This is a genomic window from Adhaeribacter rhizoryzae (assembly GCF_008629685.1).
Lineage (GTDB): Bacteria > Bacteroidota > Bacteroidia > Cytophagales > Hymenobacteraceae > Adhaeribacter > Adhaeribacter rhizoryzae.
In genome coordinates this window covers 1-24,413 of record NZ_VWSF01000006.1, presented here as the reverse complement: position 1 = coordinate 24,413, position 24,413 = coordinate 1, and the positions used below count along the sequence as shown (strand labels likewise).

25 protein-coding genes are annotated in these 24,413 nt (G+C 44.0%); 16 read left to right on the top strand and 9 right to left on the bottom strand.

Annotated elements, in window-relative coordinates:
- Positions 1 to 95: 95 nt before the first annotated feature.
- The 3 genes from F0145_RS09865 (at position 96) to F0145_RS09855 (ending at position 2,300) form a co-directional block, all read left to right on the top strand.
- Positions 96 to 737 carry a TetR/AcrR family transcriptional regulator gene (locus F0145_RS09865; protein WP_150088247.1) on the top strand — a complete coding sequence of 214 codons (642 nt, stop codon included), beginning with the start codon at positions 96 to 98 and terminating at the stop codon, positions 735 to 737.
- Positions 738 to 845: 108 nt separating this feature from the next.
- Positions 846 to 1,109, top strand: coding sequence for a phosphopantetheine-binding protein (locus F0145_RS09860; protein ID WP_150088246.1), 264 nt, complete (start codon positions 846 to 848; stop codon positions 1,107 to 1,109).
- 57 nt (positions 1,110 to 1,166) lie between these two features.
- Positions 1,167 to 2,300 carry an MBL fold metallo-hydrolase gene (locus tag F0145_RS09855; RefSeq protein ID WP_150088245.1) on the top strand — a complete coding sequence of 378 codons (1,134 nt, stop codon included), beginning with the start codon at positions 1,167 to 1,169 and terminating at the stop codon, positions 2,298 to 2,300.
- A 278-nt stretch (positions 2,301 to 2,578) separates the two neighbouring features.
- On the opposite strand, the gene F0145_RS09850 is transcribed toward F0145_RS09855, so the two are convergent.
- The 9 genes from F0145_RS09850 to F0145_RS09815 form a co-directional block, all read right to left on the bottom strand.
- Positions 2,579 to 3,403, bottom strand: a complete 825-nt coding sequence (locus F0145_RS09850) for an enoyl-ACP reductase FabI (RefSeq protein ID WP_150088244.1) — start codon at positions 3,401 to 3,403, stop codon at positions 2,579 to 2,581.
- Between the two features lie 289 nt (positions 3,404 to 3,692).
- Positions 3,693 to 5,345 carry a DNA repair protein RecN gene (gene recN / locus F0145_RS09845; RefSeq protein WP_150088243.1) on the bottom strand — a complete coding sequence of 551 codons (1,653 nt, stop codon included), beginning with the start codon at positions 5,343 to 5,345 and terminating at the stop codon, positions 3,693 to 3,695.
- 3 nt (positions 5,346 to 5,348) lie between these two features.
- On the bottom strand, positions 5,349 to 5,576 hold the full coding sequence (locus F0145_RS09840; protein WP_150088242.1) for a hypothetical protein: 228 nt from the start codon (positions 5,574 to 5,576) through the stop codon (positions 5,349 to 5,351).
- A gap of 176 nt (positions 5,577 to 5,752) precedes the next feature.
- Positions 5,753 to 6,658, bottom strand: a complete 906-nt coding sequence (gene porD / locus F0145_RS09835) for a type IX secretion system protein PorD (protein ID WP_150088241.1) — start codon at positions 6,656 to 6,658, stop codon at positions 5,753 to 5,755.
- On the bottom strand, positions 6,651 to 7,340 hold the full coding sequence (gene coaBC / locus F0145_RS26935; RefSeq protein ID WP_190277520.1) for a bifunctional phosphopantothenoylcysteine decarboxylase/phosphopantothenate--cysteine ligase CoaBC: 690 nt from the start codon (positions 7,338 to 7,340) through the stop codon (positions 6,651 to 6,653). The genes porD and coaBC overlap by 8 nt, the downstream gene beginning before the upstream one ends.
- On the bottom strand, positions 7,294 to 7,860 hold the full coding sequence (locus F0145_RS26930; RefSeq protein WP_190277519.1) for a flavoprotein: 567 nt from the start codon (positions 7,858 to 7,860) through the stop codon (positions 7,294 to 7,296). Before F0145_RS26930 ends, coaBC begins: the two co-directional genes overlap by 47 nt.
- Positions 7,861 to 7,868: 8 nt before the next feature.
- Positions 7,869 to 8,186: a DNA-directed RNA polymerase subunit omega gene (locus F0145_RS09825; protein WP_150088240.1), complete on the bottom strand. Its 318-nt coding sequence runs from the start codon at positions 8,184 to 8,186 to the stop codon at positions 7,869 to 7,871.
- 131 nt (positions 8,187 to 8,317) lie between these two features.
- Positions 8,318 to 9,154 (bottom strand): outer membrane protein assembly factor BamD, encoded by an 837-nt coding sequence (locus tag F0145_RS09820; protein WP_150088239.1) that lies wholly within the window; start codon positions 9,152 to 9,154, stop codon positions 8,318 to 8,320.
- A gap of 76 nt (positions 9,155 to 9,230) precedes the next feature.
- Entirely contained in the window at positions 9,231 to 10,901 is a 1,671-nt protein-coding gene (locus F0145_RS09815; RefSeq protein WP_150088238.1) for an OstA-like protein, read from the bottom strand.
- Positions 10,902 to 10,948: 47 nt separating this feature from the next.
- Between F0145_RS09815 and tilS the strand changes: the two genes are divergently transcribed.
- From tilS to F0145_RS09750, 13 genes are all read left to right on the top strand, one after another.
- A complete protein-coding gene (gene tilS / locus F0145_RS09810; protein ID WP_150088237.1) occupies positions 10,949 to 12,274 on the top strand; it encodes a tRNA lysidine(34) synthetase TilS in 1,326 nt (441 codons plus the stop codon).
- 451 nt (positions 12,275 to 12,725) lie between these two features.
- Positions 12,726 to 13,181: an NfeD family protein gene (locus tag F0145_RS09805; protein WP_150088236.1), complete on the top strand. Its 456-nt coding sequence runs from the start codon at positions 12,726 to 12,728 to the stop codon at positions 13,179 to 13,181.
- 16 nt (positions 13,182 to 13,197) lie between these two features.
- Positions 13,198 to 14,172 carry an SPFH domain-containing protein gene (locus tag F0145_RS09800; RefSeq protein WP_150088235.1) on the top strand — a complete coding sequence of 325 codons (975 nt, stop codon included), beginning with the start codon at positions 13,198 to 13,200 and terminating at the stop codon, positions 14,170 to 14,172.
- A gap of 452 nt (positions 14,173 to 14,624) precedes the next feature.
- Positions 14,625 to 14,912, top strand: a complete 288-nt coding sequence (locus F0145_RS09795; RefSeq protein ID WP_150088234.1) for a hypothetical protein — start codon at positions 14,625 to 14,627, stop codon at positions 14,910 to 14,912.
- Positions 14,913 to 15,125: 213 nt separating this feature from the next.
- Positions 15,126 to 15,923 (top strand): HipA family kinase, encoded by a 798-nt coding sequence (locus F0145_RS09790; protein ID WP_150088233.1) that lies wholly within the window; start codon positions 15,126 to 15,128, stop codon positions 15,921 to 15,923.
- Positions 15,901 to 16,284 carry a DUF3037 domain-containing protein gene (locus F0145_RS09785; RefSeq protein WP_150088232.1) on the top strand — a complete coding sequence of 128 codons (384 nt, stop codon included), beginning with the start codon at positions 15,901 to 15,903 and terminating at the stop codon, positions 16,282 to 16,284. The genes F0145_RS09790 and F0145_RS09785 overlap by 23 nt, the downstream gene beginning before the upstream one ends.
- Before the next feature lie 60 nt (positions 16,285 to 16,344).
- Positions 16,345 to 17,511 (top strand): sialidase family protein, encoded by a 1,167-nt coding sequence (locus tag F0145_RS09780; protein WP_150088231.1) that lies wholly within the window; start codon positions 16,345 to 16,347, stop codon positions 17,509 to 17,511.
- Between the two features lie 219 nt (positions 17,512 to 17,730).
- Entirely contained in the window at positions 17,731 to 18,450 is a 720-nt protein-coding gene (locus F0145_RS09775) for a tetratricopeptide repeat protein (RefSeq protein ID WP_150088230.1), read from the top strand.
- 427 nt (positions 18,451 to 18,877) lie between these two features.
- Positions 18,878 to 19,660, top strand: a complete 783-nt coding sequence (locus F0145_RS09770; protein WP_150088229.1) for a 3-keto-disaccharide hydrolase — start codon at positions 18,878 to 18,880, stop codon at positions 19,658 to 19,660.
- 83 nt (positions 19,661 to 19,743) lie between these two features.
- Positions 19,744 to 20,520, top strand: coding sequence for an SDR family NAD(P)-dependent oxidoreductase (locus tag F0145_RS09765; protein ID WP_223815969.1), 777 nt, complete (start codon positions 19,744 to 19,746; stop codon positions 20,518 to 20,520).
- Between the two features lie 152 nt (positions 20,521 to 20,672).
- Positions 20,673 to 21,533 (top strand): fumarylacetoacetate hydrolase family protein, encoded by an 861-nt coding sequence (locus F0145_RS09760; RefSeq protein ID WP_150088227.1) that lies wholly within the window; start codon positions 20,673 to 20,675, stop codon positions 21,531 to 21,533.
- Between the two features lie 297 nt (positions 21,534 to 21,830).
- A complete protein-coding gene (locus F0145_RS09755; protein WP_150088226.1) occupies positions 21,831 to 23,186 on the top strand; it encodes a purple acid phosphatase family protein in 1,356 nt (451 codons plus the stop codon).
- A gap of 2 nt (positions 23,187 to 23,188) precedes the next feature.
- Positions 23,189 to 24,016: an amidohydrolase family protein gene (locus F0145_RS09750; RefSeq protein ID WP_150088225.1), complete on the top strand. Its 828-nt coding sequence runs from the start codon at positions 23,189 to 23,191 to the stop codon at positions 24,014 to 24,016.
- Positions 24,017 to 24,413 lie beyond the last annotated feature (397 nt).

The following is a 24,413-nucleotide window of genomic DNA, read 5'->3' as shown; positions in this document are numbered from 1 at the left end:
GAACTAAAAACGGGTGCAATAATCTATCAGGATTGGCACCCGTTTTTTTAGTTCTAACCTTGGCAACTCAACTAATAAAAAAGTTTTAAAGCAGCATGGACACAAACACAGTGGTGAAGGAGCGCATATTAAAGCAAGCTTTTGAGCTTTTTAAAAAATACGGTATCAAAACTATTTCTATGGATGATATTGCCCTAAACCTGGGCATGTCTAAAAAAACTATTTACAGGTGGTTCGAAAACAAAGATCAATTGGTAGAAGAAGCGTTGACTACCTACCTAAACGAAATAAAAATTGAATGTACCCCCAGTAATTCCAATGCCATTGAAGAATTTTGCCTGGAATTAAATAACATCATCAAGAAGTTACTCCAATTTCATACTTCTTTTTTTTATGATTTAAAAAAATATCATAATCAGGCTTATCTAATATGGCAGTCGTACAAGCAACAACACATTATTCAGCATCTTAAAGCCAATTTAGCTCAAGGAATTTCAGCGGGCTTATATCGTCCGGATGTAGATGCCGATATTACTGCGCGCCTGTATACCGGGCAATTAGAAACTATTTTTGATTCGGAATTATTTCCGGCCGGAAAATTTAACCTACAAGAAACTTACCGGCAAACGCTAAAGAACTTTATTATGGGGGTGGCTTCGGCCGAAGGCCACAAAATACTGGATTATTTGTGCCAGCAGCATTGCCCAGACAACCTCAAATATGCTGGTGATTCATAAATACAAAAGGTATACTGGCTTTTACTTTATAAATATTAAAACTCACCAGTCTGTATGCTTTTGTAAATCTTAAAAGTTAATACCATCAAATTCTTATTTTTAGCTTACATGCATCCAAATAACTATAGTTCTATTTACCAAGAAGTTGCGCAGCTTATTTATGCGCAAAAAGGTATACGGGTTTCCCGCTTATTAACCAAATCGTTCGATCAATTAGGTTTAGATTTAGTTGATTTGATTGATATAATATTGGCGGTGGAGAAGAAATATAAAATTACGATTCCGGATGAAGTGCCTTTAAATTCAGTAAACGATTTTGTTTATTTTATTCTGGGCAAAAGTGTTCCGAACCCTGTTGTGGCACAAGTTTAACAAATTTCATTACTTCTATTAAATAGCCAAGGCAACCTGCTTAATGGCGTATTATCCATGAAAAGCATTATCAAGGTGTTACTTTATACTTTAGCCGGCTTAATTATATTATTAGTTTTAGGAGGACTAATATTTGTAAATAGTTCTCCTCAGTTTGGCGGTAAGGCAACCGGAAAACGGCTGGCAGCTATCCAACATTCTGCGCTCTACGAAGATGGCCGGTTCCAGAACCAGTTAGAAACTACCATGGATTTAGATTTCTCCGGATACGTAAAGGTTTTCGCCAACATGTTTAACAAAGACGAGAACCAACAGCCCAATTGGTCTATTCCGGTGCAAAAAATAGACCCGCAGGCGTTTGCGGCTAAAAATGATTCCCTTACCCGCATTACCTGGTTTGGCCACTCTGCTTTTTTAATAGAAATTGATGGCAAACGCTTATTACTCGATCCCATGCTGGGTCAGGCACCTTCTCCTATTTCTTTTGTAGGTACGCAACGTTTCAGCAAAACCTTGCCTATTGCTATCGCAGATTTGCCAGCCATTGATGCCATCCTGATTTCGCATGACCACTACGATCATTTGGATTATGGCTCTATACAGCAATTAAAAGAGAAAACAGGCCATTTTTACGTACCCTTGGGCATTGGCGCGCACTTAGAAGCCTGGGGTATACCCGCTGCTAAAATTACTGAACTGGAGTGGTGGCAGGAAACCGAGCTGCAGGGAATTAAATTAGTATCAACGCCGGCCCGTCATTTCTCTGGCCGGGGTTTAACCGACCGCATGCAAACCCTATGGACCTCCTGGGTTATTCAGGGCCACCAAGATTCAATATTTTTCAGCGGCGACTCGGGTTATTTTCCGGGCTTTAAACAAATTGGCAATAAATACGGCCCCTTTGATATTACACTGCTGGAGTGCGGACAATACAACGAATTATGGTCTAATATTCACATGATGCCCGAAGAAACGGTACAAGCGCACCTGGACCTGAAAGGTAAAATATTGATGCCCATTCATTGGGGTGCCTTTACTTTAGCCATGCATAGCTGGACCGAACCCGTGGAAAGACTTCAAGCAAAAGCTAAGGCTTTACAAGTACAAGTAACTACCCCTCAGATTGGAGAACCCATTATTTTAAACCAAAAATTACCAGCTAAGCGTTGGTGGCAGCCACCAGCCATATAATCCGGGCAAGGTCAAAAATATTGATTGTAAAAAACACCTAAATCCTATATTTTTAATAGCTTACTTAGTTGCTTGCTAGTAATAACTCGTGTTATTCCGGAAGAACCTATTTAGCAAGTCCACTACCTAGATTCTTCCTGAATAACACGAATGGATTACTTAAACTTTTTTTTTTGCTTAACACCATTTCTTAAAGCAGCCAATATTTTAAAATACTTTTTAAATATTGGCTGCTAATAAATAGCAAATTACTTCCGGAACCCTTAATTACAAGCTGTTTATCCTTGCTGGTTCGCTGTCATCAGGTTTACCACATCTTCCGAGATTCCCATGCTGGAGAAGCCGCCGTCGTGCAGCAGGTTTTGCATGGTTACGTAGCGGGTTAAATCCGAGAACAAAGTAATGCAATAATCGGCGCAGGCTTCGGCCGGCGCGTTACCTAACGGCGACATTTTATCGGAATACTCATAGAAAACATCAAAACCGCCTACACCGGTGCCGGCCGTAGTTTTAGTTGGCGATTGCGAAATAGTATTAACCCGTACTTTTTTCTGCTTGGCCATGCGGTAACCGTAGCTGCGGGCAATCGATTCCAGCATAGCTTTGGCTTGGGCCATATCAGTATAATCTGGGAATACGCGTTGAGCGGCAATATAAGACAAGGCCACAATAGAACCCCACTCGTTCATGGCATCCAGTTTTTCGGCTACGGCCATTACTTTATGGAAAGACAAAGCCGATACATCCAGCGTTTTCTGGAACCAATCGTAATTTAACTCGCCGTAAGCTTTGCCTTTCCGGATGTTGGGGCTCATGCCAATAGAATGCAAAACAAAATCTATTTTGCCACCCAATATTTCCTGGGCTTGGGTAAACAGCTTTTCTAAATCTTCTACCGAGGTGGCATCGGCCGGAATAACCTGGGCGTTACAGGTTTCGGCTAATTTATTTATTTCGCCCATGCGCATGGCCAGTGGGGCATTGCTCAACACAAATTCAGCGCCTTCTTCTTTTGCCTGCAGGGCCACTTTCCAGGCGATAGATTTTTCGTCCAGAGCCCCAAATATTATTCCTCTTTTTCCCTTTAATAAGTTATAAGCCATAGTATCGTTATTCGTTGTTCGTTATCCGTTGTTCGGTTGGGATTTTAAAATACAATATTACCAATTATGCCCAAATTTGAAACATATTCCGGTTACTTAAAAATATAAATGCACCTACCAGGTAAGCAGGTGCATTACTTAATTATCCAAAATAATTTAAATCTGATTTTTAGACTCTTAATATTCCGAAGGAAATAAGGTTTAATTAACCAATATTTCCCTTAAAAAGTATAAAACTATCTCCACTAACCCAAACCGAACAACGATTAACGACCAACGAATAACGAACCTAAAGGGCCAGTAACTCGCGGGCGCTCTGGTAGGCGGTATCGCTGGGGTTGGCGCCGGCAATCATCTGGGCAATTTCGCGGATGCGCTCTTCTTCCGATAATTTCTTGATGCGGCTGATGGTTCGGTCGGCGCGATCGTCTTTGTAAACAAAATAATGCGCATCGCCTTGGGCGGCCATTTGGGGCAAGTGCGAAATAGCTACCAATTGGTGTTTCTTTGCCATTTGCTGCATCATCCGGCCTACTTTAACCGCTACTTCGCCCGAAATACCCGTATCAATCTCATCGAAAATAATGGTAGGCAACGCCGTTTTATCGGCTAATAAATATTTAACGCACAGCATCAGCCGCGAAAACTCCCCACCCGAAGCGGCTTTGCTTAGGGTTTGCGGCGCGGCACCTTTGTTCGCACTAAATAAAATACTGATTACATCGATACCGGTATTGGTAGGCGCACCGGTATTGTGCTGAATAACCAGGCGCGCATTGGGCATGCCTAACTCGGCTAATAAACCATGCAACTCCGATTCAAACTTCCGAAACACGGCTTGCCGGCTTTCCGATAATTGTGTTGCCAGCGTTTCGACCTGTTTAAAAGCCGCTTCCATTTCTATTTTAATACCGGCTAATCCTTCGTCTAAGCTGTGTACGCTGCCTACTTTTTCTTCCAAATCAGCTTGAATCGCTAATAATTCTGCATTGGTATGGGCCTGATGCTTGCGTTGCAGGGTGTAAAGCACATTGAGGCGGTCCTGCACCTGTTCGGTTTTTTCCGGGTCAGCTTCAGTAATGCGTTCGGCATCTTCCAGTTCACCGGAGATATCGGCCAGTTCAATAGCGCAACTATCCAGGCGTTCTTTCAGGGTTCTGTAATGCTCGCCGTACTCGGTCAGTTGCCCCACCAGGTAAGTAGCATCTTTTAATCCCGACAACACATTAAACTCCGAATCCGAAATATATTGGGTGGCCTGGCTAAGTTTTAGTTTTATTTCTTCGGCGTGCTCCAGTTGCTTTAGCTGGTCTTCCAGCTCTTCCTGCTCGTCAGGCTGCAGTTTGGCTTCGGCTAGCTCGTTGAGTAAAAAGGCATTATAATCCAGCTCCTTCTGCGACTGCGCCAGCTGGGCTTCCATTTTTTTATGGTCGCTTTCCAGTTTGCGGTACCGCCGGAAAGCCTCGCCGTACTGCTCTTTCAAAGCGGTGTTGCCTGCGTATAAGTCAATTAAATTTAACTGGTAACCCGTATCGCCCAGCAGCAAGGTATCGTGCTGCGAGTGAATATCCATTAGTTTAGAACCGAGCGATTTGATAGTATCGAGGGTTACGGGGGTATCGTTTACAAAAGCGCGTGACTTACCGGCCGGGGTTATTTCGCGGCGTAAAATACAGGTACTGTCGAAGTCAATATCGGCTTCGGCAAAAAACTCCTGGAGGTTATATTCGGCAATATCAAAAACGCCTTCAATCACGCATTTCTCCTGGTTATTAAACAATATTTTGGTATCGGCCCGGTTACCCAGCAGCAAACCAATCGCCCCCAGCATAATAGACTTACCGGCTCCGGTTTCGCCGGTAATAATATTCAGCAACGGCGAAGGTTGCATCTCCAGCCGCTCTATTAAAGCATAGTTTTTTATTTTCAGATCAATCAGCATGAACTAGTAGTCAGTTTCTTTATCGTATACTACCTCCTCGATAGTACCAATTTCCAGTATATGTTTGTTAAAACGCGGGTCGCGCAACGCTAATTGACTATCCGAAACCGCCAATATTTGCCCGCTGTGTACAACATGATCGGCCATAATTACGTGCCCCGTTACACCCTCAATTTCGGTTTTTTTGAGCAAAATATCTTTCCGGAAAATTCTTACCTGCCGTTTACCCACTCCTTTAAATTATGAATTATGAATTAGAAATTATGAATGAATTTTATGCTCTGTTTCAGAAGAACTATAAAAATAAGTTTAAGTTTAGACAATGTTCAAAATTACACATTGTTTAGGCTTGTTCTTTTCTGAACCCTAATTTATAATTCATAATTTCTAATTCATAATTATCAATATCAGCGCTGGATAATGGTTTGGTACTTGGTAATATTAGTGGGATCTATTTGGGAGAGCATGGCGTAAACGGCCTGCTTTTCGGGTGGGTTGGCACCTTTAAATACCGATACAATTTCGTCGGCTTTGGTTTCGAAGAAAGAACGCAGAATAGGCGCGCCGGGCCTGATTTGAAAAACCTGCTGAATATTTTTTATGGCCTCGACCATATTCTTCCGGGCATCTTCGGGTTTCTGAATAAAAATATCCATGCCTTGCCGGTAATATAAATATTGCGCCACCCGGAATCCTTCCAGTTGCGGGTCCTGCAAATTGTTCAGCATCCAGTAACGACTGCGGGTATCGTCCGCCGATTTCCAGCCTGTGGTATTCGGCGCCTGGGTGCTGGCATTATTCATTATTTGCAAAGCCCGGTCGTAATACGGCGAGCCGCCCAGCCGCACAAAGCTATCGCGGTCCATGCCCACCACCAGGTAAGCGTAAAAAGATAAGAGCGAGGCCAGGTTAGAAGTAAAAGTATTTTCGGAAAATTGCAGCGGCTGCGCCTCGATGTAATCAAACGCCCAGCTCCGGTCTACGAGCGACAGCAATGGCGTTTCGTACCCGGTACCGTAAACCGGCCGGCTGGTTACAATTTGGGCAATGGCGTTGTAGGAGCCAATCTGCGGGGCCTGGGTTATAGTAATGAGCAGGCGGCATTTAATGCGTTCCTCGGGCCGGTAAGTTTCGTTGGTCCAGCGCTGGTTATTCATAAAATTCGAAACCGCGTTGCGCATATCGGTAAACACCCGCCGGTCCTGAATTTGCACCTGATCCGAGTTAATAATTACATCGCACTGCAGTTCCTGGGCTTGCACTTGCCGGCAGCCTAACCACAATATTAACCCGCATAATATATATTTAAACATGAATTCTCTCGGAGATAAAATTTACAATATCGGCCGCTACCTGGGTCTTGGGCTTTAAATCAAAGATAGTTATTTTATCTTTTTGAATGATGGTGATTTTATTCGTATCGTGCTTAAAACCAGCCCCGACATCCTGCAACGAATTTAAAACGATCAAATCCAGATTTTTAGTCTGTAGCTTAGCCCGGGCGTTTTCCACTTCGTTATCGGTTTCGAGGGCAAAACCCACTGTAAACTGCCCCGGCTTTTTGGTTTGGCCAATGGTTTTGGCAATATCTACGTTTTTTACCAGTTCCAACGTGAGCGTTTCTTCTTTCTTCTTCACTTTAACCGTCGAAACTTCTTTGGGTTTGTAATCGGCTACGGCCGCGGCAAATACCAAAATATCAGCATCATCGGCGTGTTGTTTTACCTGGGCATACATCTGGTCGGCGGTGGTTACCGGAATAACCTGAATGGCTGGGTGCTCGGCTTTTTGAGTAGTAGGGCCGCTGACTAATATTACCTGGCCACCGGCGCGGGCAAATGCCTCGGCTAAAGCATAACCCATTTTTCCGGTAGAATGATTCCCAATAAAGCGCACCGGATCGATCGGCTCGTAAGTGGGGCCGGCAGTAAGTAATATTTTTTTGTTTTTAAGCGAAGCGGGAGTCGGCAAGGCGGAAGTGCTGCTGGAGTACATGGATAATTTCTTCGGGTTCGGCCATACGCCCCTGCCCTACCAAACCGCTGGCCAGCTCACCGTAACCGGCTTCCAGCAAGGTGTTGCCGTACGATTGGAGTCTTTGCCTGTTGGCAGTTACCGCCGGATGGGCATACATATCCAGGTCCATGGCCGGTGCCAAAAAAACCGGACAGCGCGCCGATAAATAAACCGCCGACAAGAGATTATCGCAAAAGCCGTTAGCCAATTTAGCCAGGGTATTGGCACTGGCGGGCGCTATTACCAGGGCATCGGCCCATAGGCCTAAATCTACGTGGTTGTGCCATTCGCCGGAACCATCATTTTTGGTAAACTCAGTTAATACCGGTTTTTTGGAGAGCGTGCTTAAAGTTAAAGGGGTTATAAAAGCAGAAGCAGAGGCGGTCAGGATTACCTGCACCTCTGCTTCTGCTTTAACGAGCAAACGGGTTAATAGCGCCGCTTTATAAGCCGCAATACTCCCGCAAACGCCCAGAATAATCTTTTTCTGCCGAAGCATGCGCTAAATTATTCAGCCTCTTCTTCGTCGGGCATCCGGTAGAATACTTTTCCTTCCAGAAATTCTTCTACGGCCAGGTTAGTAGGCTTCGGCATGCGCTCGTAATATTTAGATATTTCGATTTGCTCGCGGTTTTCGAAAACTTCTTCCAGGTTATCTACGGTAGTAGCAAACTCAGCTAATTTCGAGTTCAGCTCTTCTTTTATTTTAACCGAAATCTGGTTGGCCCGCTTCGAAATAATAGCTACCGATTCGTAAACGTTACCTGTTTCGTCGGCAAAATCAGCCATGTTACGGGTTACAATAGATGCAGGTACTTGTGCCATATTTATTAAGTTGTAAGTTTTACGTTTAAAGTTGTTAGTAATTAGTTGTTAGGGATTAGTTTTCTTATACAAGTTCTAATGTCTAGTATCTAGTGTCTAATATCTAATATCCAACATCTAATGTCTAATATTTATTTTTGTTCTACGTTAGCCGTGTTGGTGGGGGCTTTTAAGCGCTCCAGTTGCTTGGTACTTTTATCAAAAAGTCCTTCGGCACTACGTAAATATTTACTGTTCGGATATTTATCGACGAACGCCTGATAAAAACCAACGGTATCGAAATAACGTTCCCGCTGCTTTTCTGGCACACTTTCTTCGGCCAGGTTAAACTGCGCCACAATTTTCAAATAAGCCGCTTCTTCGTTAAAAGTCGATGATGGGTATTCGCGCTGAAAAGTAGAAAAAGCTGTTACCGCAGCCTGGTAATAGCGCATCTGGCTGTAAAGCTTCGCGTTTTCAAAAGCTTTGCGCTCTAATTTTGCAGCCAGCTCGTCGTACATTTTGGTGGCTTCTTCTTCGTACTTGCTCTCAGGGTAGCGGTTCAGGAAATCCTGGATGGCTACAATAGCGGTTTGGGTACTGGTTTGGTCGAGGTTAAAATCCGGTGAATCATAGTACAGCGATTTGGCGTGCATAAACAAGCCTTCTTCAGCGAAAGGGCTTCGGCCATAAGTATCGAAAAAGTTCCGGAACAATTCGGAGCTAGTAGCATACAGCCGCTCGTAGTATTGGGTATAGGCATATAAAAAAGCCGCTTTCTCGGCTTCTACCCGACCGGCCAGCAACGGACGAACTTCTTCCAATAATACCCCGGCCCGGTAATAATCTTTCTTTTCGAAATATTTTAACGCAGCTTCGTATTTTTGGTCTACGTTGTTGCTTTTGAGTATTTTATTGTAATCGCCGCAAGCGCTTAACAGCATAATGCCGGCGAAAAAAAGAAGTATCGATTTTAACAAAGAATTCATGCGCGCGCAAAATTAGGAAAATTTCTTTCCATATACAAGTAAGTTAACGGCCATTGGTAGCTGCTATTGTTAAAGCTTAATTATTATTCCGCTGGAGCCGGGCATTAACTTTAGGAGCGGCGGGTTTATCATTATTTCTTGCTTTCCTACGGGGTGGCTCTGCCTTTTTAGTGGCTTTAGGCGGCGCATCGCTTTCTTCGGCTACAACAACGGGTTTGGCTGGCCTGGCCGATTTTTTGGTGCGTTTAGCCAACACCTGGGCTTTGGTAGGCTTTTCGTCTATCCGCCATTTAAAACCTTTAAGGCGTTTATCGGGCTCTTGTAATTCGTGCGGCGGAATAAAACTGGCATCGGGATTGGTCAGGAAAGAAATGGTTTGGAGTTTTTTATCTTTAAACTTCAGCACCATGTCGCTGCAAACGGTTTTGTTCATGCCGGTTAGTACCGAGTCGCCTTCCAAGGCAAAATAAATACTTTCGCCGTTGCCATTTACGTCTACCCTTCTAATATCGCCTTCCTGGAAAAACGCTGTCATATCGCGACCTTTTATTTGGTTTAAGTTTTTAAGTGAATCTTCCGACACAATAAAGGCATCGGCATACATATACATACGGTCGATGGTACGGTTTTTCATTTGCATGTGCATTCTGTTAGATACCAACTGGCTGTTGTTGCTCCACAATATCGGGTCGCCGTTCATCATCATCAGCGAGTCGGTCAGGTTATAACTCAACGAGTCGCATTTGCCTTGCATATCCGTTTTAAAAATGCGCACGCCGTAATAAGCGTAGAGAAAATCTTTCTTTTTGGGGTCCTTGTTATCAACCGAAACCAACGTATCGGCCGAAATATACAGGGTATCGCCGGAAACCAGGGAGCGCATAACCGGGCTACCCGTTATTTTAGATCGGCCTAAAGCTTCCCAGTGTTTTGCCTCCTGCCCCGTTATTACAGTTTTATTCTTCTGGTCTTTCGATACCATTTTTACGTTGCCGGTGGCGTGCAAATATTGCCGGGTGCGGTCGTAGAACAGCTTCTGGCCCGAAATGGTATAATCGGTGGTTTCTACCTGCGAATTTAAAAACTGCGATTCTTTGGTAACGGTATTATAATAACCGCCGCGCGCCGTTAAGTTGCCTTGCTCATTTTTAATGTGCGTAAGCGTAACAAAATACGCGGTTTTATTAATCGTATTATATTGCAGCGAGTCCGATTTAATATCGGCATCTTTGCCTACCACGTGCACATTGCCTTTAAAAGATAGCAGTTTGGAATCGAGGTTATAATTACCCGACCGGCTGGTTAAGGTATTTTCGGTTTCCACAATAGTCCCGCCTTCGGTGTAACGCCCTACGCGGGTAGCCATGTTGTAAATGAGCGAAGGCGTAGTCAGGGTCAGGTTTTCGTCGCGGAGGGTAACGCCGCCTTTAAAAGTAGCAATGCGTTGGTTGCCGTTGTAGGTAGCCGTGGTACTGGTAACAGTTAAAGTATTTTGCACCACGCGCACATTACTGAAAATATCAACGTAGTTTTGTTCGCGGTAAAAGTGCGCCGAATCGCAGTACAGGTAAGTATCTTTTTGCTTTAACTGCACATTTTGCAACAGCCGGTAATATTCCACGCCATTTTTTTCACCTCGCTGCAACGAACCAACCCCAGGCAATATTTCTATTTTGTCCTGGGCTTTAACCGTTAGGGTTGTTAAGAGTAAAAAAAGAATCGAAAAAAATACGTTGGTTCTTTTCATTAAAATCTGAATAATTGGCAAAATTACAAAATACCAATCTTATTTCTATGATAAATAAAGTTTTAGCCTACGCCGAACAACACGCGCTTTTTACTTTAACAGATAAAATAATAGCAACGGTAAGCGGCGGCATCGACTCGGTAGTGCTGTGCGATATTTTATATAAACTAAAAATTTCTTTTTGCGTGGCCCACGCCAATTTTGGGCTGCGCGCCGAAGAATCCGATGCCGACGAAATATTTGTCAAAAAGCTAGCCAAAAAATACAACGTACCGTTTTACAGCGAACAATTTAATACCCTGGAGTTTGCCCAGCAGGAAAAAATATCGACCCAGATGGCGGCCCGCACCTTGCGCTATAATTGGTTCGAACAGCTTAGGCAACAACTCGGCTACAACTACGTGGCCACGGCGCACCACCAGAACGATGCCGCCGAAACCATCTTATTAAACCTGACCAAAGGCACTGGTATTGCTGGCCTGCACGGCATTGCGGCTAAAAAAGCATATTTAATACGCCCGCTGCTCTGCTTAACCAAAGACGATATTTACGAATACGTAACCGAGAACCAGCTCATCTGGCGCGAAGACAGCTCAAACGAAAGCACCAAATACCAGCGCAACCTTATCCGGCACGAAGTAATACCGGTTCTGAAAAATATTAACCCCAGCTTAGAAACCACCCTAAACCAAACTGTAGAAAAAATACAGGGCGCCGAACAAATTTACCTGGCATATATTAACGAGATAAAAACAAAAGCTTTGCGCCAGGAAGCAGGCGTTACTTACCTGAATTTAACGCCCCTCCGGGAAGCCCTTGCATTGCCGGTGGTGCTTTTTGAATTGCTCCGCGATTATAATTTTAATTACGAAAACACCCGCGCTATTCTGGAAACCTTCGAAGGAATATCGGGCAAAACCTTTCAATCGGCGACGCACGTGCTGGTAAAAGACCGCGACCAGTTGGTAATTACCTCCAAAGATTTGCGGGTTTACGGCTCTTTCGAAATTAATTTGGCAGATGAATATTTCGATCAAAACGGCCTGAAACTAAAAATACATCAGCTACCCGCCGAAAACTACAAAATACCGCGTAGCCGAAATATTGCCGCCCTGGATTTAAATTTGCTGCAATTCCCGCTGAAAATACGGCCCTGGAAAGAAGGCGATTGGTTTGTGCCGCTGGGCATGAACGGCAAAAAGAAACTCAGCGATTTTTTTATAAACGAAAAAATACCCGTCAATTTAAAAGCTAAGATTATGGTACTTACCTCCGATAAATCTGTTGTCTGGATTATTGGCCACCGCCTGGATAACCGTTTTAAAGTAACCGATAAAACCGAGCAAGTTTTGGAATTAGAAGTGCAGCAATAATATTGGGCCGAAGAATATTTATTAAGCCCTGAATGGGCGAAATATTCCAGCCCAGGGTGCAGTCCTGGGTATTTGGAAAATACAAAGTAAAAGACCTGCAAGGGCGCAATCCTAAATCTCCTTATCCGGATTGCGCCCTTGCAGGGCTTGTTTAAATATTCCTTATAACAATGGGCTGCACCCATCGCGGATTATTTACGCCCTTTCTGGGCTTTTTCAAAAATAACTCTTTGAAATTAATTCCTTCCAAAACTTAATCGCACAATATTTACGGTACAACACACCACGCTTGTAAGACTGTTGTTTTTACTAATAACTTTCACGGTTCTGTAAATAACCTTAATACGCTAACAATTGCGTATCTCTGGGGTATTTATCACGGCTAAATGCTGCCAGAAACATTTATTTTTTGTATATTGAGATTTAACCATTAATACTTTATTAAATCGCTATGGATGAGCTCATAAAAAATCCGGCTATACTCTGGTTTATCGTGGGTTTGGCCTTTTTGCTGGCCGAGCTGGCTTTGCCCGGCCTTGTTATATTATTCTTTGGGGTGGGTGCCTGGCTAACTGCGCTGGCTTGCCTGCTCTTTGATTTTGGCTTCAACGGTCAGTTATCTATTTTCATCATCAGTTCATTAGTTAGTTTGGCCGTGCTGCGGCGCTTCCTGGTAAAAGATAAAAGCCCGGCTACGCCTTACTTAAATTCAAATGAACTGAACCAGGAATTTATCGGCCATACTTGCACCGTAAGCGAACCTATTTTGCCCGGCCCCAATGGCGGGCGCGTGCAGTTCCGGGGCACCAACTGGAAAGCCATTTCGCAGGTGCCGGTAACCGCTGGCGAAACCGTCCGGATTATTGCCAAAGACAGCATTGTTTTAGTAGTACAACCTTTAGCTTAAACTTAAATTATTGCTTATGACTTCCACTATCATATTAATTGGCTTAGCCATATTTATTGTATTTCTTTTTTTATCGGCGCTAAAAGTAGTACCGCAGCGCTCAGTTTTTATTGTAGAGCGATTGGGTAAATACCACGCCAGCCTGGAACCAGGTTTTCACGTGCTTATTCCGTTTATCGATAAAATTGTTTACCGCCACACCCTGAAAGAACAGGCCATAGATGTACCACCCCAGAATTGTATTACCCGCGATAATATTGCCGTAGAAGTAGATGGCATTTTGTACCTACAGGTAGTAGATCCGGCTAAATCTTCTTACGGCATCGATAATTACCGTTTTGCCGCCATCCAAATTGCCCAAACCACCATGCGCAGCGTGGTAGGTAAACTCGAACTGGATCGCACTTTTGAAGAACGCGAAACCATTAATGCTTCTATTGTAAACGCCGTAGATATTGCCTCTGAGCCGTGGGGAGTAAAAGTTACCCGCTACGAAGTAAAAAATATTAACCCACCGGCTACTATTCGCGATGCCATGGAAAAACAAATGCGCGCCGAACGCGAGAAACGGGCTATTATTGCCGAATCGGAGGGTGATAAGCAAGCCCGCATTAACCGCGCCGAAGGTGAAAAATCGCAAATGATTGCCGTTTCGGAAGGCGAAAAGCAGCGCCGCATAAACGAAGCGGAAGGCCGCGCTGCCGAAATAGAACGCATTGCCTCGGCCACCGCCCAGGGCATCCGCGAAATTGCCATGGCCATCAACGCCGAAGGCGGCATGAATGCGGTAAACCTGCGCGTAGCCGAGCAATATTTAAACGAATTTGGTAAACTGGCTAAAGCCAACAACACCATGATTATTCCCACCGACTTAGCCGATATTTCGGGCGTAGTAGGCAGTATTACCTCTGTTATGAACCGCATGAAAGAAGAACCTGCTTTTGCTCCTACTAACGGCCTGCCCAAGAGCACCAGAAATACGGCTGGGTAAAACTATTTTTGGTTGGTTGCTGCATAAAACAAATTCAGGTAGTTCTATATATTAAGAATTACCTGAATTTTGACTTTAATACCATAGATAAGCTAAATATTTAGTTTATAAAGTAATTATGGACACCCCAACAGAATATTCCCTCAAACTGGCCAGTAAAACTATCCAAAAGCAAGCTTGACCTTTATACTTATATTTGGTATTCTTTTCCCACTTACCTGGCTAAAACGGCCGTCCAATTAATCGGAATATTCCTGTGTGCGAGCATAGTTACAGCGGTGGCTTTTGCTTTCTACCGAAAACCTGGCAAGGTTTATTTAAATGCGCAAGGCATCCTATTGCCTCATTATCCTTTTATCGCCTGGGAAAGTATTCAATGGTAAAGAATAGATCAGTTTTCGTCCAACAGCAACACCAAACGATTAGTAATAAAAGTAAACGCCGCTAAAGCGGTGATTTTAGCAGAAGAAAACGAAGCATTTTTCCGGCTTGCCGAGCAGATTTCACAGCAGTTACGCATTTACAATCCGGCGGCCAAAGATTTTAGAGAACTAAAATCATCTAAAATAAAGGCAGCTATTTTAATATTAATATTTACAGCTATTCATCTAACCATAATTATTCAAACAGATTTCGAGACAAAGTATATCATAATTTTCACGCCGGTTCTGTTAATTACCATTTGGGCTATTTTGCTGGAACATATAAAAAACCTAAATCAGAACCAGAAAATGAATTAAGCATACTCCTTAATCATTGTCCTGGTATAACAACTTAAATTTTTTAGGTTACTGTACAGTAATAAAAGCTAAAAAAAAAACGGGTGGTACTTTTCTTCGGAAATTCTAAGCAATTTGCACCCTGCTAAACTAAGCTCCGGCCCATTAGAATTGGGCTGGGAATTTGGGCTTATGTGGGCATTGGCAAGCTAAATTCCGGAAAAGGTTTCTATTATGATTAATAACTCACCCGAGTTAAGAACGGTGCAGGTAACGCGGTACGTAACGCCTTTGCGGGAAGGCGGCTCGCTGCCGGCCATTGTGGAGGCCGACGATGATTTTTTGTACGCCTTAAAGTTCCGGGGAGCCGGCCAAGGCGAAAAAGCTTTAATTGCTGAACTGGTAGCCGGCGAACTAGCCCGTGCTTTGGGTTTACGGGTACCCGAAATAGTTTTTGCTTACCTCGACGAAGCTTTTGGCCGCACTGAACCCGACGAAGAAATTCAGGATTTACTCCGGGCCAGCGAAGGCCTGAACCTGGCCGTGCATTATCTTTCGGGCGCTATTACCTTCGACTCTTTGGTAAATACCGTTGATGCCCGGCTGGCTTCCCAAATTGTTTGGCTCGATTGCCTCATTACCAACGTAGACCGCACGCCCCGCAACACCAACATGCTCATGTGGCACAAAGAATTATGGCTGATTGACCACGGCGCAGCGTTTTACTTTCATCATTCGTGGCCCGAATTGGAAGAACAAGCCCGCCGGCCATTTGCCCAAATAAAAGACCACGTGTTGCTACCCCAGGCTTCTGAACTCGAACTGGTTGATGCTGAATTCCGGCAAATATTAAGCCTCGAACGCATCCAAGCCATTGTTTCCCTTATTCCCGACGCTTGGTTAACCGGCGATTCGCCGTTTGCAACCGCGGAAGAATACCGCCAGGCCTACTTTCATTTTTTAGTTAACCGGGTGGCCGCATCCGAAATATTTGTAAAAGCCGCGCAACATGCCAGAAAAGCACTTGTTTGAGTACGCCGTAATCCGGGTGGTGCCCTGCGTAGAACGCGAAGAATTTATGAACGTGGGCGTAATTCTGTATTGCGCCAGCCAGGGCTTTTTGCAAACTATTTATAGCTTACCCGCCGAACGGTTGCGGGCTTTTAACCCCGAACTAAATATTCCGGAACTGCAGGAACGCCTCCGGGCTTTCGAACGCATTTGTGCCGGCCGCAGCCAGGGCGGCTCCATTGGGCAATTACCCATAGCTTCCCGGTTTCGTTGGTTAACTGCTACCCGCAGCACCGTGGTACAAACCTCGGCGGTACACCCCGGCCTGTGTACCGATCCTAAAGAAACCCTGGAAAAACTCTACGCCAAGCTGGTTGTGTAACCGAATATTCCTCGGAAATTAGTCTCCTTAATAATTATAAACCCTTATAAAATCTTCCGGATGAAAAGAATATTTTTGGCCTGTACTTTAATTTTTTGTGCCTTAGTCCTGCGGGCGCAAACTGTTGTACCGGTTTATATATCCGGAACGGAAGGACATCAATCTTACCGCATACCAGCTATTATTGGATTACCAAACGGGCATTTGCTGGCTTTTGCCGAAGGCCGGGTGCAGGGTGCCGGCGATTTCGGCGACATAAATATTGTGTTGAAGCGTAGCACCGATAAAGGCAAAACCTGGAGCAACCTGCAAACCGTGGTAGATTACAATAATTTACAAGCCGGTAATCCGGCGCCGGTGGTAGATGTTAAAGACCCTGCTTACCCCAAAGGGCGCATATTTTTGTTTTACAATACCGGCAATAACCACGAAAACGAAGTAAGAAAAGGAAACGGCTTGCGCGAAGTATGGTACAAAACTTCCACTGACGGCGGCCTGTCCTGGTCGGAGCCCGTAAATATTACCACCCAGGTACACCGGCCGAAACAGCCCCAGATAAACGTTGCTTATAATTTTTCAGAAGATTGGCGCAGTTATGCCAATACTCCCGGCCACGCCATGCAATTTGCCTCGGGTGCTTACAAAGGCCGCATTTTTGTAGCTGCTAACCACTCGGCGGGCAATCCGCAGCCGCAAGCCCAGGATTACCAGGCCCACTGCTTTTACACCGACGACCACGGCAAAACCTTTAAACTGGGAATTACGGTACAGGTGCCCGGCTCCAACGAATCTACGGCTACCGAACTTTCGGGGGGTAAACTCCTGATGAACTCGCGCAACCAGAAAGGCGATATTCGGGCCCGGATTATTTCGGTAAGCAGCAATGGCGGAACCACCTGGGATAGTACCTGGTTCGACCACACCTTAATAGACCCGGTTAACCAAGGCAGCCTGCTAACGTTAGGTAAGAAAAAAGGTAAAAATATTATTGCTTTCAGCAATGCCGCCAGTACCAAACTGCGCGATAACCTTACCTTGCGCATTAGCTACGACGAAGGTAAATCTTGGCCCAAAAATATATTAATCGACAAAAGTACCGCCCCCAACCAACCCAATTTTACCGCATATTCCGATTTGGTAAATATTTCTAAAAGTGAAATTGGGGTGTTGTACGAGCGGGATAATTACAAGCAAATTGTTTTTAAAAAGATTAAATGGAAGCCCTGATATAATATTTAGCCTTTGTAATAATTAAGGCTTAGCAATAAGCCAGAATCAAAGCTTCCGAACTAATTTAGAAATATTTATCCTTTTCAAAGAAAGCAGTTGTATCACCAAAATATTCCCTTCCGAAACAATTTTCCGGAAACTTTTTCGTGAAAGAAAATAGTTAGGGCTTCGGGCACACTTTTTGACCTTGCCTGCATAATTACTTACTCAGTACTCATGAAAAATTTTTGCTTTATTATTGCGCTTTTGTTTTCCATTAGCAGCAACGTTATTGCCCAAAAAGTAAGTTTGGTTAATCCATCGTTAGATAAGGCTAATAAATATTATGATGCCGGCCTTTACAAAGAAGCAATTGCAGAATATTCCAAAACCATATACATTGAGCCTTCTTTTATGCAGGCGTATAACAACCGTGGGTTGGCTAAACTAGAAGTAAACGACTTTACTGGTGCATTAGCCGATTTTAATAAAGTTATTGGCAAGGAGCCAAAAAATGCGGAAGCTTACCGCAACCGCGCTACCTTAAAAATCCGGAAACAAGATTATGCTGGCGCGCTCTCCGATTACGACAAAGCCGTAGCCTTAGGCGCCAATGATGCCGATGCTTACTTTAACCGGGGTATCGCCAAAGTTTACCTGAATCAACAAAAAGATGCAATTGCAGATTTCGACAAAAGTATTACCATGAAACCCGATGCCATAGATTCTTACATTGAGCGCGGTTTTGCCAAAATGAATTTGCGTGATAACAAAGGTGCCTTAGCCGATTTTAGCGAAGCTGTTAAACTAGATCCCAAACTTGCTAATGCTTATTATGGCCGCGGTTACAGCCAGTTAATGCTTAATAACAAAACCGCTGCCTGCACCGATTTACAAAAGGCTGCCCAAATGGGCTCCAGAGAAGCCCGCGAACTGCAAACAAAATCCTGCAAATAATCTATCTGATAATTAATTACCCAGAATAACTACACCGCAATAGCGTCTAAAATACTTTTAAGCCCCGGCAAAACCGGGGCTTTTGCTTTTATATAACTTGTCAAAGCACAAATTCCTTTTCAAAAAGAAAAAGCACATATTCCTTAGCATAAAAAATTAAGGTTTCATATAAAATTAAGGTTTTAGATGATAATACACATTACTCATTTAGCAAGAATCTTTTGCATAGAAGTCCGTGCAGTTCCTTACGCAATTAGCCACCAGCAGCATCTTTACAAAGCCTTCAATTTGAATTTATTTACTATTAAATATTCAATTTATTACAGAATATATTAGCCGCTATCTCCTATTCTTGCTATAGTTTTGCATAAGAGAAAGAATATTTAATATATTTAAACGCGCAAAATATTCAACACCACCAATAATTATGATTCACGCTATAACTTTTAATAAGTTGGCCTTAGTTGCCCTGGCGGCCGGTTTATTCGTTTTTGGTCAGGCCAAGGCCCAAACCCAACCAGGTGCGGTACCCAAGCCTCCCAAAATGGTACCCGAGATGACCGAGTTCTGGGAACCCGAAGTAAAAACAATTACGCCGGGCACCGGCACTGCTGCCCCTTCCGATGCTATTATTTTATTCGATGGTAAAGATCTGTCGCAATGGAAAGGCAAAGACGGTGGTGCCGCTAAGTGGCAGGTAAAAGATGGTGCCATGATTGTAACCAAAGGTACCGGCGCTATTACCACCAAGCAAAACTTCGAAGATTTTCAACTACACGTAGAATGGTCGGCGCCAACCGAAGTGGTAGGCAACAGCCAGGGGCGCGGCAACAGCGGTATATTTTTACAAGACCGTTACGAAGTGCAGGTGCTGGATAATTACAACAACCGTACTTACGCCAACGGCCAGGCCGGTAGTATTTACAAGCAAACGCCGCCCCTGGTAAACGCCATGCGCAAACCCGGCGAGTGGAATACCTACGATATTTTATACACGGCTCCTCGTTTTAAAGAAAATGGCACGTTAATAATGCCGGCCCGGGTAACTATAATTCATAACGGGGTAGTGGTGCAACATAATACCGAAATAAAAGGCGCTACCGAATATATTGGCTTACCATCTTATAAAGCGCACGGCAAAGCCCCTATTCAATTGCAGGACCACGGCAATCCGGTACGTTTCCGCAATATTTGGCTGCGCGAATTATAATTAATAATATTAAAGTTTACCTGTAATGCTCGGTTCTGGTTAGCAGAAATCTGACATTATATTAACCCAAAGGCACTATGTCAATATTTAATTTAGCCGGTAAAACGGCTGTAATAACCGGTGGCGGCAGCGGCATTGGTCGTAGCATTTCTAAACTTTTTGCCCGCCAGGGGGCTACCGTTTTTATTCTGGAACTTAACCCGGAGGCAGCCACGCAAACCCTGCAAGATATTGCCGAACAAGGTGGCCAAGCCGATTCCTTTGCCTGCAACGTAAGCAACCAAGAAGAAGTAACTGCCGTTTTCGAAAATATTAAGCAGCAAACCGGCCGCATTGATATTGTCATAAATAATGCCGGCATTGCGCACATTGGCAATATTGAACAAACCACCGAAGCCGACTTAGACCGGATTTACCAGGTAAATGTAAAAGGCGTTTACAACGGTATGCTGGCAGCCGTAAAGCACATGCAGGAAATTGGTGGCGGCGTAATATTAAACCTGGCCTCCGTAGCTTCGGTTATTGGCATTCCGGATAGGTTTGCCTACTCTATGAGCAAAGGGGCCGTACTTACCATGACCTACTCCGTGGCCCGCGACTACATTAAAAATAACATTCGGTGCAACTGCATTGCGCCCGGCCGGGTGCATACGCCTTTTGTAGACGGCTTCCTGAAAAAAAATTATCCGGGCCAGGAACAGGAAATGTTCGATAAATTATCGAAAACCCAACCTATTGGCCGCATGGGCACCCCCGACGAAATAGCCGCACTGGCCCTATACCTCTGTTCCGACGAAGCGGCTTTTATAACCGGCACCAATTACCCCATCGACGGCGGCTTTATCACCCTGAATACTTAATTTATTCAGCCCGATTTAGCAAAACTAGTTTCTGTAGATTATAAATTCAAAACCTTAACAAACAGCGATAAAACCCAAACCAAGCAAGGCTCTTCATTCCTGATACCTGCTACTTGATACCTGATACTATAAATTATTTAAAACTTATATAAATGAAATTAATTCGTTTTGGTCAGCCTGGCAGTGAGAAACCAGGATTGTTATTACCCGATGGCAGCCGCTTAGACGTGAGCGCATTTGGTGAAGATTATACCGAAGATTTTTTCCAGAACAATGGTTTAACCCGCTTAGCTACCTGGCTGGCGCAAAACCAGGAATCTGCGCCGCGCGTTGCTGCCGAAGAGCGCCTAGGGCCGCCTATTGCCCGACCGGGTAAAATAATTTGCATTGGCCTGAACTACTCCGACCATGCCGCCGAAAGCAATATGGCGCTACCCACCGAACCGATTGTTTTCTTTAAAGCAACTTCTTCTTTGGTTGGTCCGAACGATGATTTAATTATTCCGAAGAACAGCGAAAAAACTGACTGGGAAGTAGAATTGGCGGTGGTAATCGGCAAAAAAGCGTCTTATGTATCAGAAGAAGAAGCGTTGGATTACGTAGCTGGCTACGCCCTGCACAACGACTACAGCGAGCGGGCTTTTCAGTTGGAACGTGGCGGGCAATGGGTGAAAGGTAAAAGCTGCGATACGTTTGCGCCGCTCGGCCCGTTTATGGCTACCCCCGACGAACTTGATGATGTACACAATCTGCGCTTGTGGCTGAAAGTAAACGGCGAAACCAAGCAGGATGGCAATTCTGCTAACCTGATTTTTAAAATTCCTTTTATTGTGAGCTATCTAAGCCAGTTTATGTCGTTGCTGCCCGGCGACGTTATTTCTACGGGTACGCCGGCGGGTGTGGGTTTAGGCTTTAAGCCCCCGCAATATTTAAAGCCCGGCGATGTGGTAGAACTAGGCATTGAAGGTCTAGGCGAGTCGCGGCAAGTGGCAAAAGCTTATAGCCCAGCTTAAATATTCCAAAACCAGCTTTTTTTCATTTAAGTTAAAAAAAGCTGGTTTTGTTTTCACAAAAAAGTGTAATGATTAAGTACAGCTTAGTAAGCATACAAAACTAATTTATTAGTAAAAAATATTAGCAGCTAACCAACTAGCCCGTGATATTTTAGAAACCCTCCGAATTATCCGAAAGGTTATAACCGGAATCTACTACCTGCATCCGTTAATTAGCGTATTTATTAGACAGTTTTGGCTCTAATGCTATATCAATATTTTACATCTGAGTTAACCAGAACAATTAAGGCTTAAGAAATGCGTTTGGAACACATGCGGGTAAAGTTTTTAATATTTGTTTTATTAAATTTTTCCTGGATTACGGCTTGTCTGCTGCCGCTACATTTGCAGGCCCAAAAGGTGGCCCAAACTGCCGTAAAACAAGTAAACTCCACGCCAACGCCCCGACCTGATCGCATTATTTTAACCTGGCAAACCGATCCAACTACTTCTCAAACCGTTACCTGGCGCACCGATAAATCTGTTAAGACGCCTTTGGCGGAAATTGCACTGGCCGATGCCTCGGCCAATTTTGCTAATTACGCTAAAGCTTTGCCAGCTCAAACCGAGCCGCTTAAAACCCAAACGAGCGAGGCGCTCTATCATTCGGTTAATTTTACCCAATTACTGCCCAACACCCTTTATGCTTACCGGGTAGGTGATGGCACTTACTGGAGCGAGTGGTTTCAGTTTAGAACTGCCAGCCAAGAACCCGAACCTTTTTCCTTTATTTATTTCGGCGATGTACAAAACCAGGTATTTTCCCATTGGTCGCGGGTTATCAGGGCCGCTTACGCCGAAGTGCCTAAAGCTAAATTTATGTTGTACGTTGGCGATTTAATAAACCACCCGGAAGATGATACCGAATGGCAGGAATGGTTTGCCGCCGGTTCTTTTATACATGCCACCGTGCCTAATATTTTGGTGGCCGGCAACCACGAATATACCCGCAATGCTGTAGGTTTTCCCCGTATTACCCATCACTGGGCAGCCCAGTTTAATTTGCCCGATAACGGAATTAAATCGGAGCCCGACCTGGTATATTACACCGATTACCAGAATTTACGGGTTATTAGCCTGAATTCTTACTGGAAGGTGCCGGCCCAAGCCAAGTGGCTGGAAGAAATTTTAAAAAACAATCCAAAAAAATGGACAGTAGTAACTTGTCATTACCCAATACAATCTACTGCCATTGGTCGCGAAAACGAAAATTTATTAAAACATTGGCAACCCATTCTGGATAAATACAAAGTAGATTTGGTTTTGCAAGGTCACGACCATACGTATGCCCGGGGCGCTAGTTCAGCAAGCAAAGAAAATAATGGTTGTCTTAAAACGGCACCGGTTTATGTGGTATCTATCAGTGGACCAAAAATGTACACATTGGGCGATAAGGAATGGCTGGAACGGGGCGCCGAAAATACTCAATTGTATCAGGTTATTACGGTTGAGCAAGATAAGTTAATTTACAAATCAATGACCGTAACCGGCGAATTATACGATGCCTTTGAGCTGCAAAAGCAAAAAGATGAGGCTGCCCGCGTTACCGAACTCAAAACTGCGAGTAAAGCCGAGCGGCGGTTTACCAATACCCTAAAAGCTCCAACTAAATAAACATGCATATAGACGCGCATCAGCATTTCTGGCAATATTCCCCCTCCGCATACGATTGGATTGATGCTACCATGCAGCCTTTGCAGCAGGATTTTTTGCCCGAACATTTGGCTCCTCTGCTACAGCAAAATGGTTTTTCTGGCTCCGTAGCGGTGCAGGCCTTACAAACTGAAGCTGAAACTGAATTCTTGCTGAACTTGGCTACCCAGCATGATTTTATAAAAGGTGTAGTAGGCTGGACTGATTTACAGGCTGTGGATGTTGAAACCAAATTAGCCAAATTTTCCCAAAACCTAAAATTGAAAGGTTTACGCCATGTTGTTCAGGCTGAACCCGATGACCAGTTTTTATTGCGGCCGGATTTCTTACGTGGTATTAGCTTGCTCCAAAAATTCAACCTTACTTATGATATTCTCATATATCCCAAGCACCTGCCGGTAGCAACTGAGTTTGTATCTAAATTTCCGGATCAGCCTTTTGTACTTGACCATATTGCCAAACCTTTTATTAAAAACCATCAATTGCTACCTTGGGCACAACATATCCAAAAATTAGCTAATCATTCAAACGTGTACTGCAAACTTTCGGGTATGGTAACCGAAGCTGACTGGCATTACTGGCAACCAACTGATTTTAAACCCTATTTAGATGTAGTAATGGAAGCTTTCGGCCCAGACCGTTTGATGATTGGCTCTGACTGGCCTGTTTGTACCCTGGCAGGTTCATATACAGAAGTTATGAACTTGGTAAAAGATTATATAAACCAGCTAACGCAAGCGGAACGGGAGAAAATATTAGGGAGCAACGCTGTACAATTTTACAAGTTATAAGACCCGCAAACGAGTAGTTTATTGCTAAAATAATTGCACACCTATTCGCTTTGCTATTCTATTATGCAAGTTGAAGACCCGCTCTAAACGCCCATTTATTTACCTACTAAGCTGAAGTAGCTTATAGATGGCAGGATGTTTATAGCCTGTTATAATATCTAATCTGCTGTCAGGAAAATGTCAGTAACTAAAACGATAAGGCAGATTTATTCAAAAACTTTGTAAAAAAGAACAGCTACCCACTTCCCCCCCCTCTTAACCTTCCCAATCTCCCTATAAAGCAAAAAGCCCCGTTACATTGCTGTACCGGGGCTTGAGGTTCTTACTTCTTACAACTACTACTTATTACTAATCAGTAGTCAAGCAGCAAAGAGGAAATAAATAAGGTTGGCGGCTA

What these genes read in the sequence shown, in the direction of transcription:
- F0145_RS09770 (WP_150088229.1), top strand. Translation starts at nt 18,878, where the DNA reads ATGATTCACGCTATAACTTTTAATAAGTTGGCCTTAGTTGCCCTGGCG.
- coaBC (WP_190277520.1), bottom strand. Translation starts at nt 7,340, where the DNA reads ATGTACTCCAGCAGCACTTCCGCCTTGCCGACTCCCGCTTCGCTTAAA.
- F0145_RS09800 (WP_150088235.1), top strand. Translation starts at nt 13,198, where the DNA reads ATGACTTCCACTATCATATTAATTGGCTTAGCCATATTTATTGTATTT.
- F0145_RS09780 (WP_150088231.1), top strand. Translation starts at nt 16,345, where the DNA reads ATGAAAAGAATATTTTTGGCCTGTACTTTAATTTTTTGTGCCTTAGTC.
- tilS (WP_150088237.1), top strand. Translation starts at nt 10,949, where the DNA reads ATGATAAATAAAGTTTTAGCCTACGCCGAACAACACGCGCTTTTTACT.
- F0145_RS09860 (WP_150088246.1), top strand. Translation starts at nt 846, where the DNA reads ATGCATCCAAATAACTATAGTTCTATTTACCAAGAAGTTGCGCAGCTT.
- F0145_RS09825 (WP_150088240.1), bottom strand. Translation starts at nt 8,186, where the DNA reads ATGGCACAAGTACCTGCATCTATTGTAACCCGTAACATGGCTGATTTT.
- F0145_RS09760 (WP_150088227.1), top strand. Translation starts at nt 20,673, where the DNA reads ATGAAATTAATTCGTTTTGGTCAGCCTGGCAGTGAGAAACCAGGATTG.
- F0145_RS09785 (WP_150088232.1), top strand. Translation starts at nt 15,901, where the DNA reads ATGCCAGAAAAGCACTTGTTTGAGTACGCCGTAATCCGGGTGGTGCCC.
- F0145_RS26930 (WP_190277519.1), bottom strand. Translation starts at nt 7,860, where the DNA reads ATGCTTCGGCAGAAAAAGATTATTCTGGGCGTTTGCGGGAGTATTGCG.
- F0145_RS09815 (WP_150088238.1), bottom strand. Translation starts at nt 10,901, where the DNA reads ATGAAAAGAACCAACGTATTTTTTTCGATTCTTTTTTTACTCTTAACA.
- F0145_RS09855 (WP_150088245.1), top strand. Translation starts at nt 1,167, where the DNA reads ATGAAAAGCATTATCAAGGTGTTACTTTATACTTTAGCCGGCTTAATT.
- F0145_RS09805 (WP_150088236.1), top strand. Translation starts at nt 12,726, where the DNA reads ATGGATGAGCTCATAAAAAATCCGGCTATACTCTGGTTTATCGTGGGT.
- F0145_RS09775 (WP_150088230.1), top strand. Translation starts at nt 17,731, where the DNA reads ATGAAAAATTTTTGCTTTATTATTGCGCTTTTGTTTTCCATTAGCAGC.
- recN (WP_150088243.1), bottom strand. Translation starts at nt 5,345, where the DNA reads ATGCTGATTGATCTGAAAATAAAAAACTATGCTTTAATAGAGCGGCTG.
- F0145_RS09790 (WP_150088233.1), top strand. Translation starts at nt 15,126, where the DNA reads ATGATTAATAACTCACCCGAGTTAAGAACGGTGCAGGTAACGCGGTAC.
- F0145_RS09750 (WP_150088225.1), top strand. Translation starts at nt 23,189, where the DNA reads ATGCATATAGACGCGCATCAGCATTTCTGGCAATATTCCCCCTCCGCA.
- F0145_RS09865 (WP_150088247.1), top strand. Translation starts at nt 96, where the DNA reads ATGGACACAAACACAGTGGTGAAGGAGCGCATATTAAAGCAAGCTTTT.
- F0145_RS09820 (WP_150088239.1), bottom strand. Translation starts at nt 9,154, where the DNA reads ATGAATTCTTTGTTAAAATCGATACTTCTTTTTTTCGCCGGCATTATG.
- F0145_RS09755 (WP_150088226.1), top strand. Translation starts at nt 21,831, where the DNA reads ATGCGTTTGGAACACATGCGGGTAAAGTTTTTAATATTTGTTTTATTA.
- F0145_RS09850 (WP_150088244.1), bottom strand. Translation starts at nt 3,403, where the DNA reads ATGGCTTATAACTTATTAAAGGGAAAAAGAGGAATAATATTTGGGGCT.
- porD (WP_150088241.1), bottom strand. Translation starts at nt 6,658, where the DNA reads ATGTTTAAATATATATTATGCGGGTTAATATTGTGGTTAGGCTGCCGG.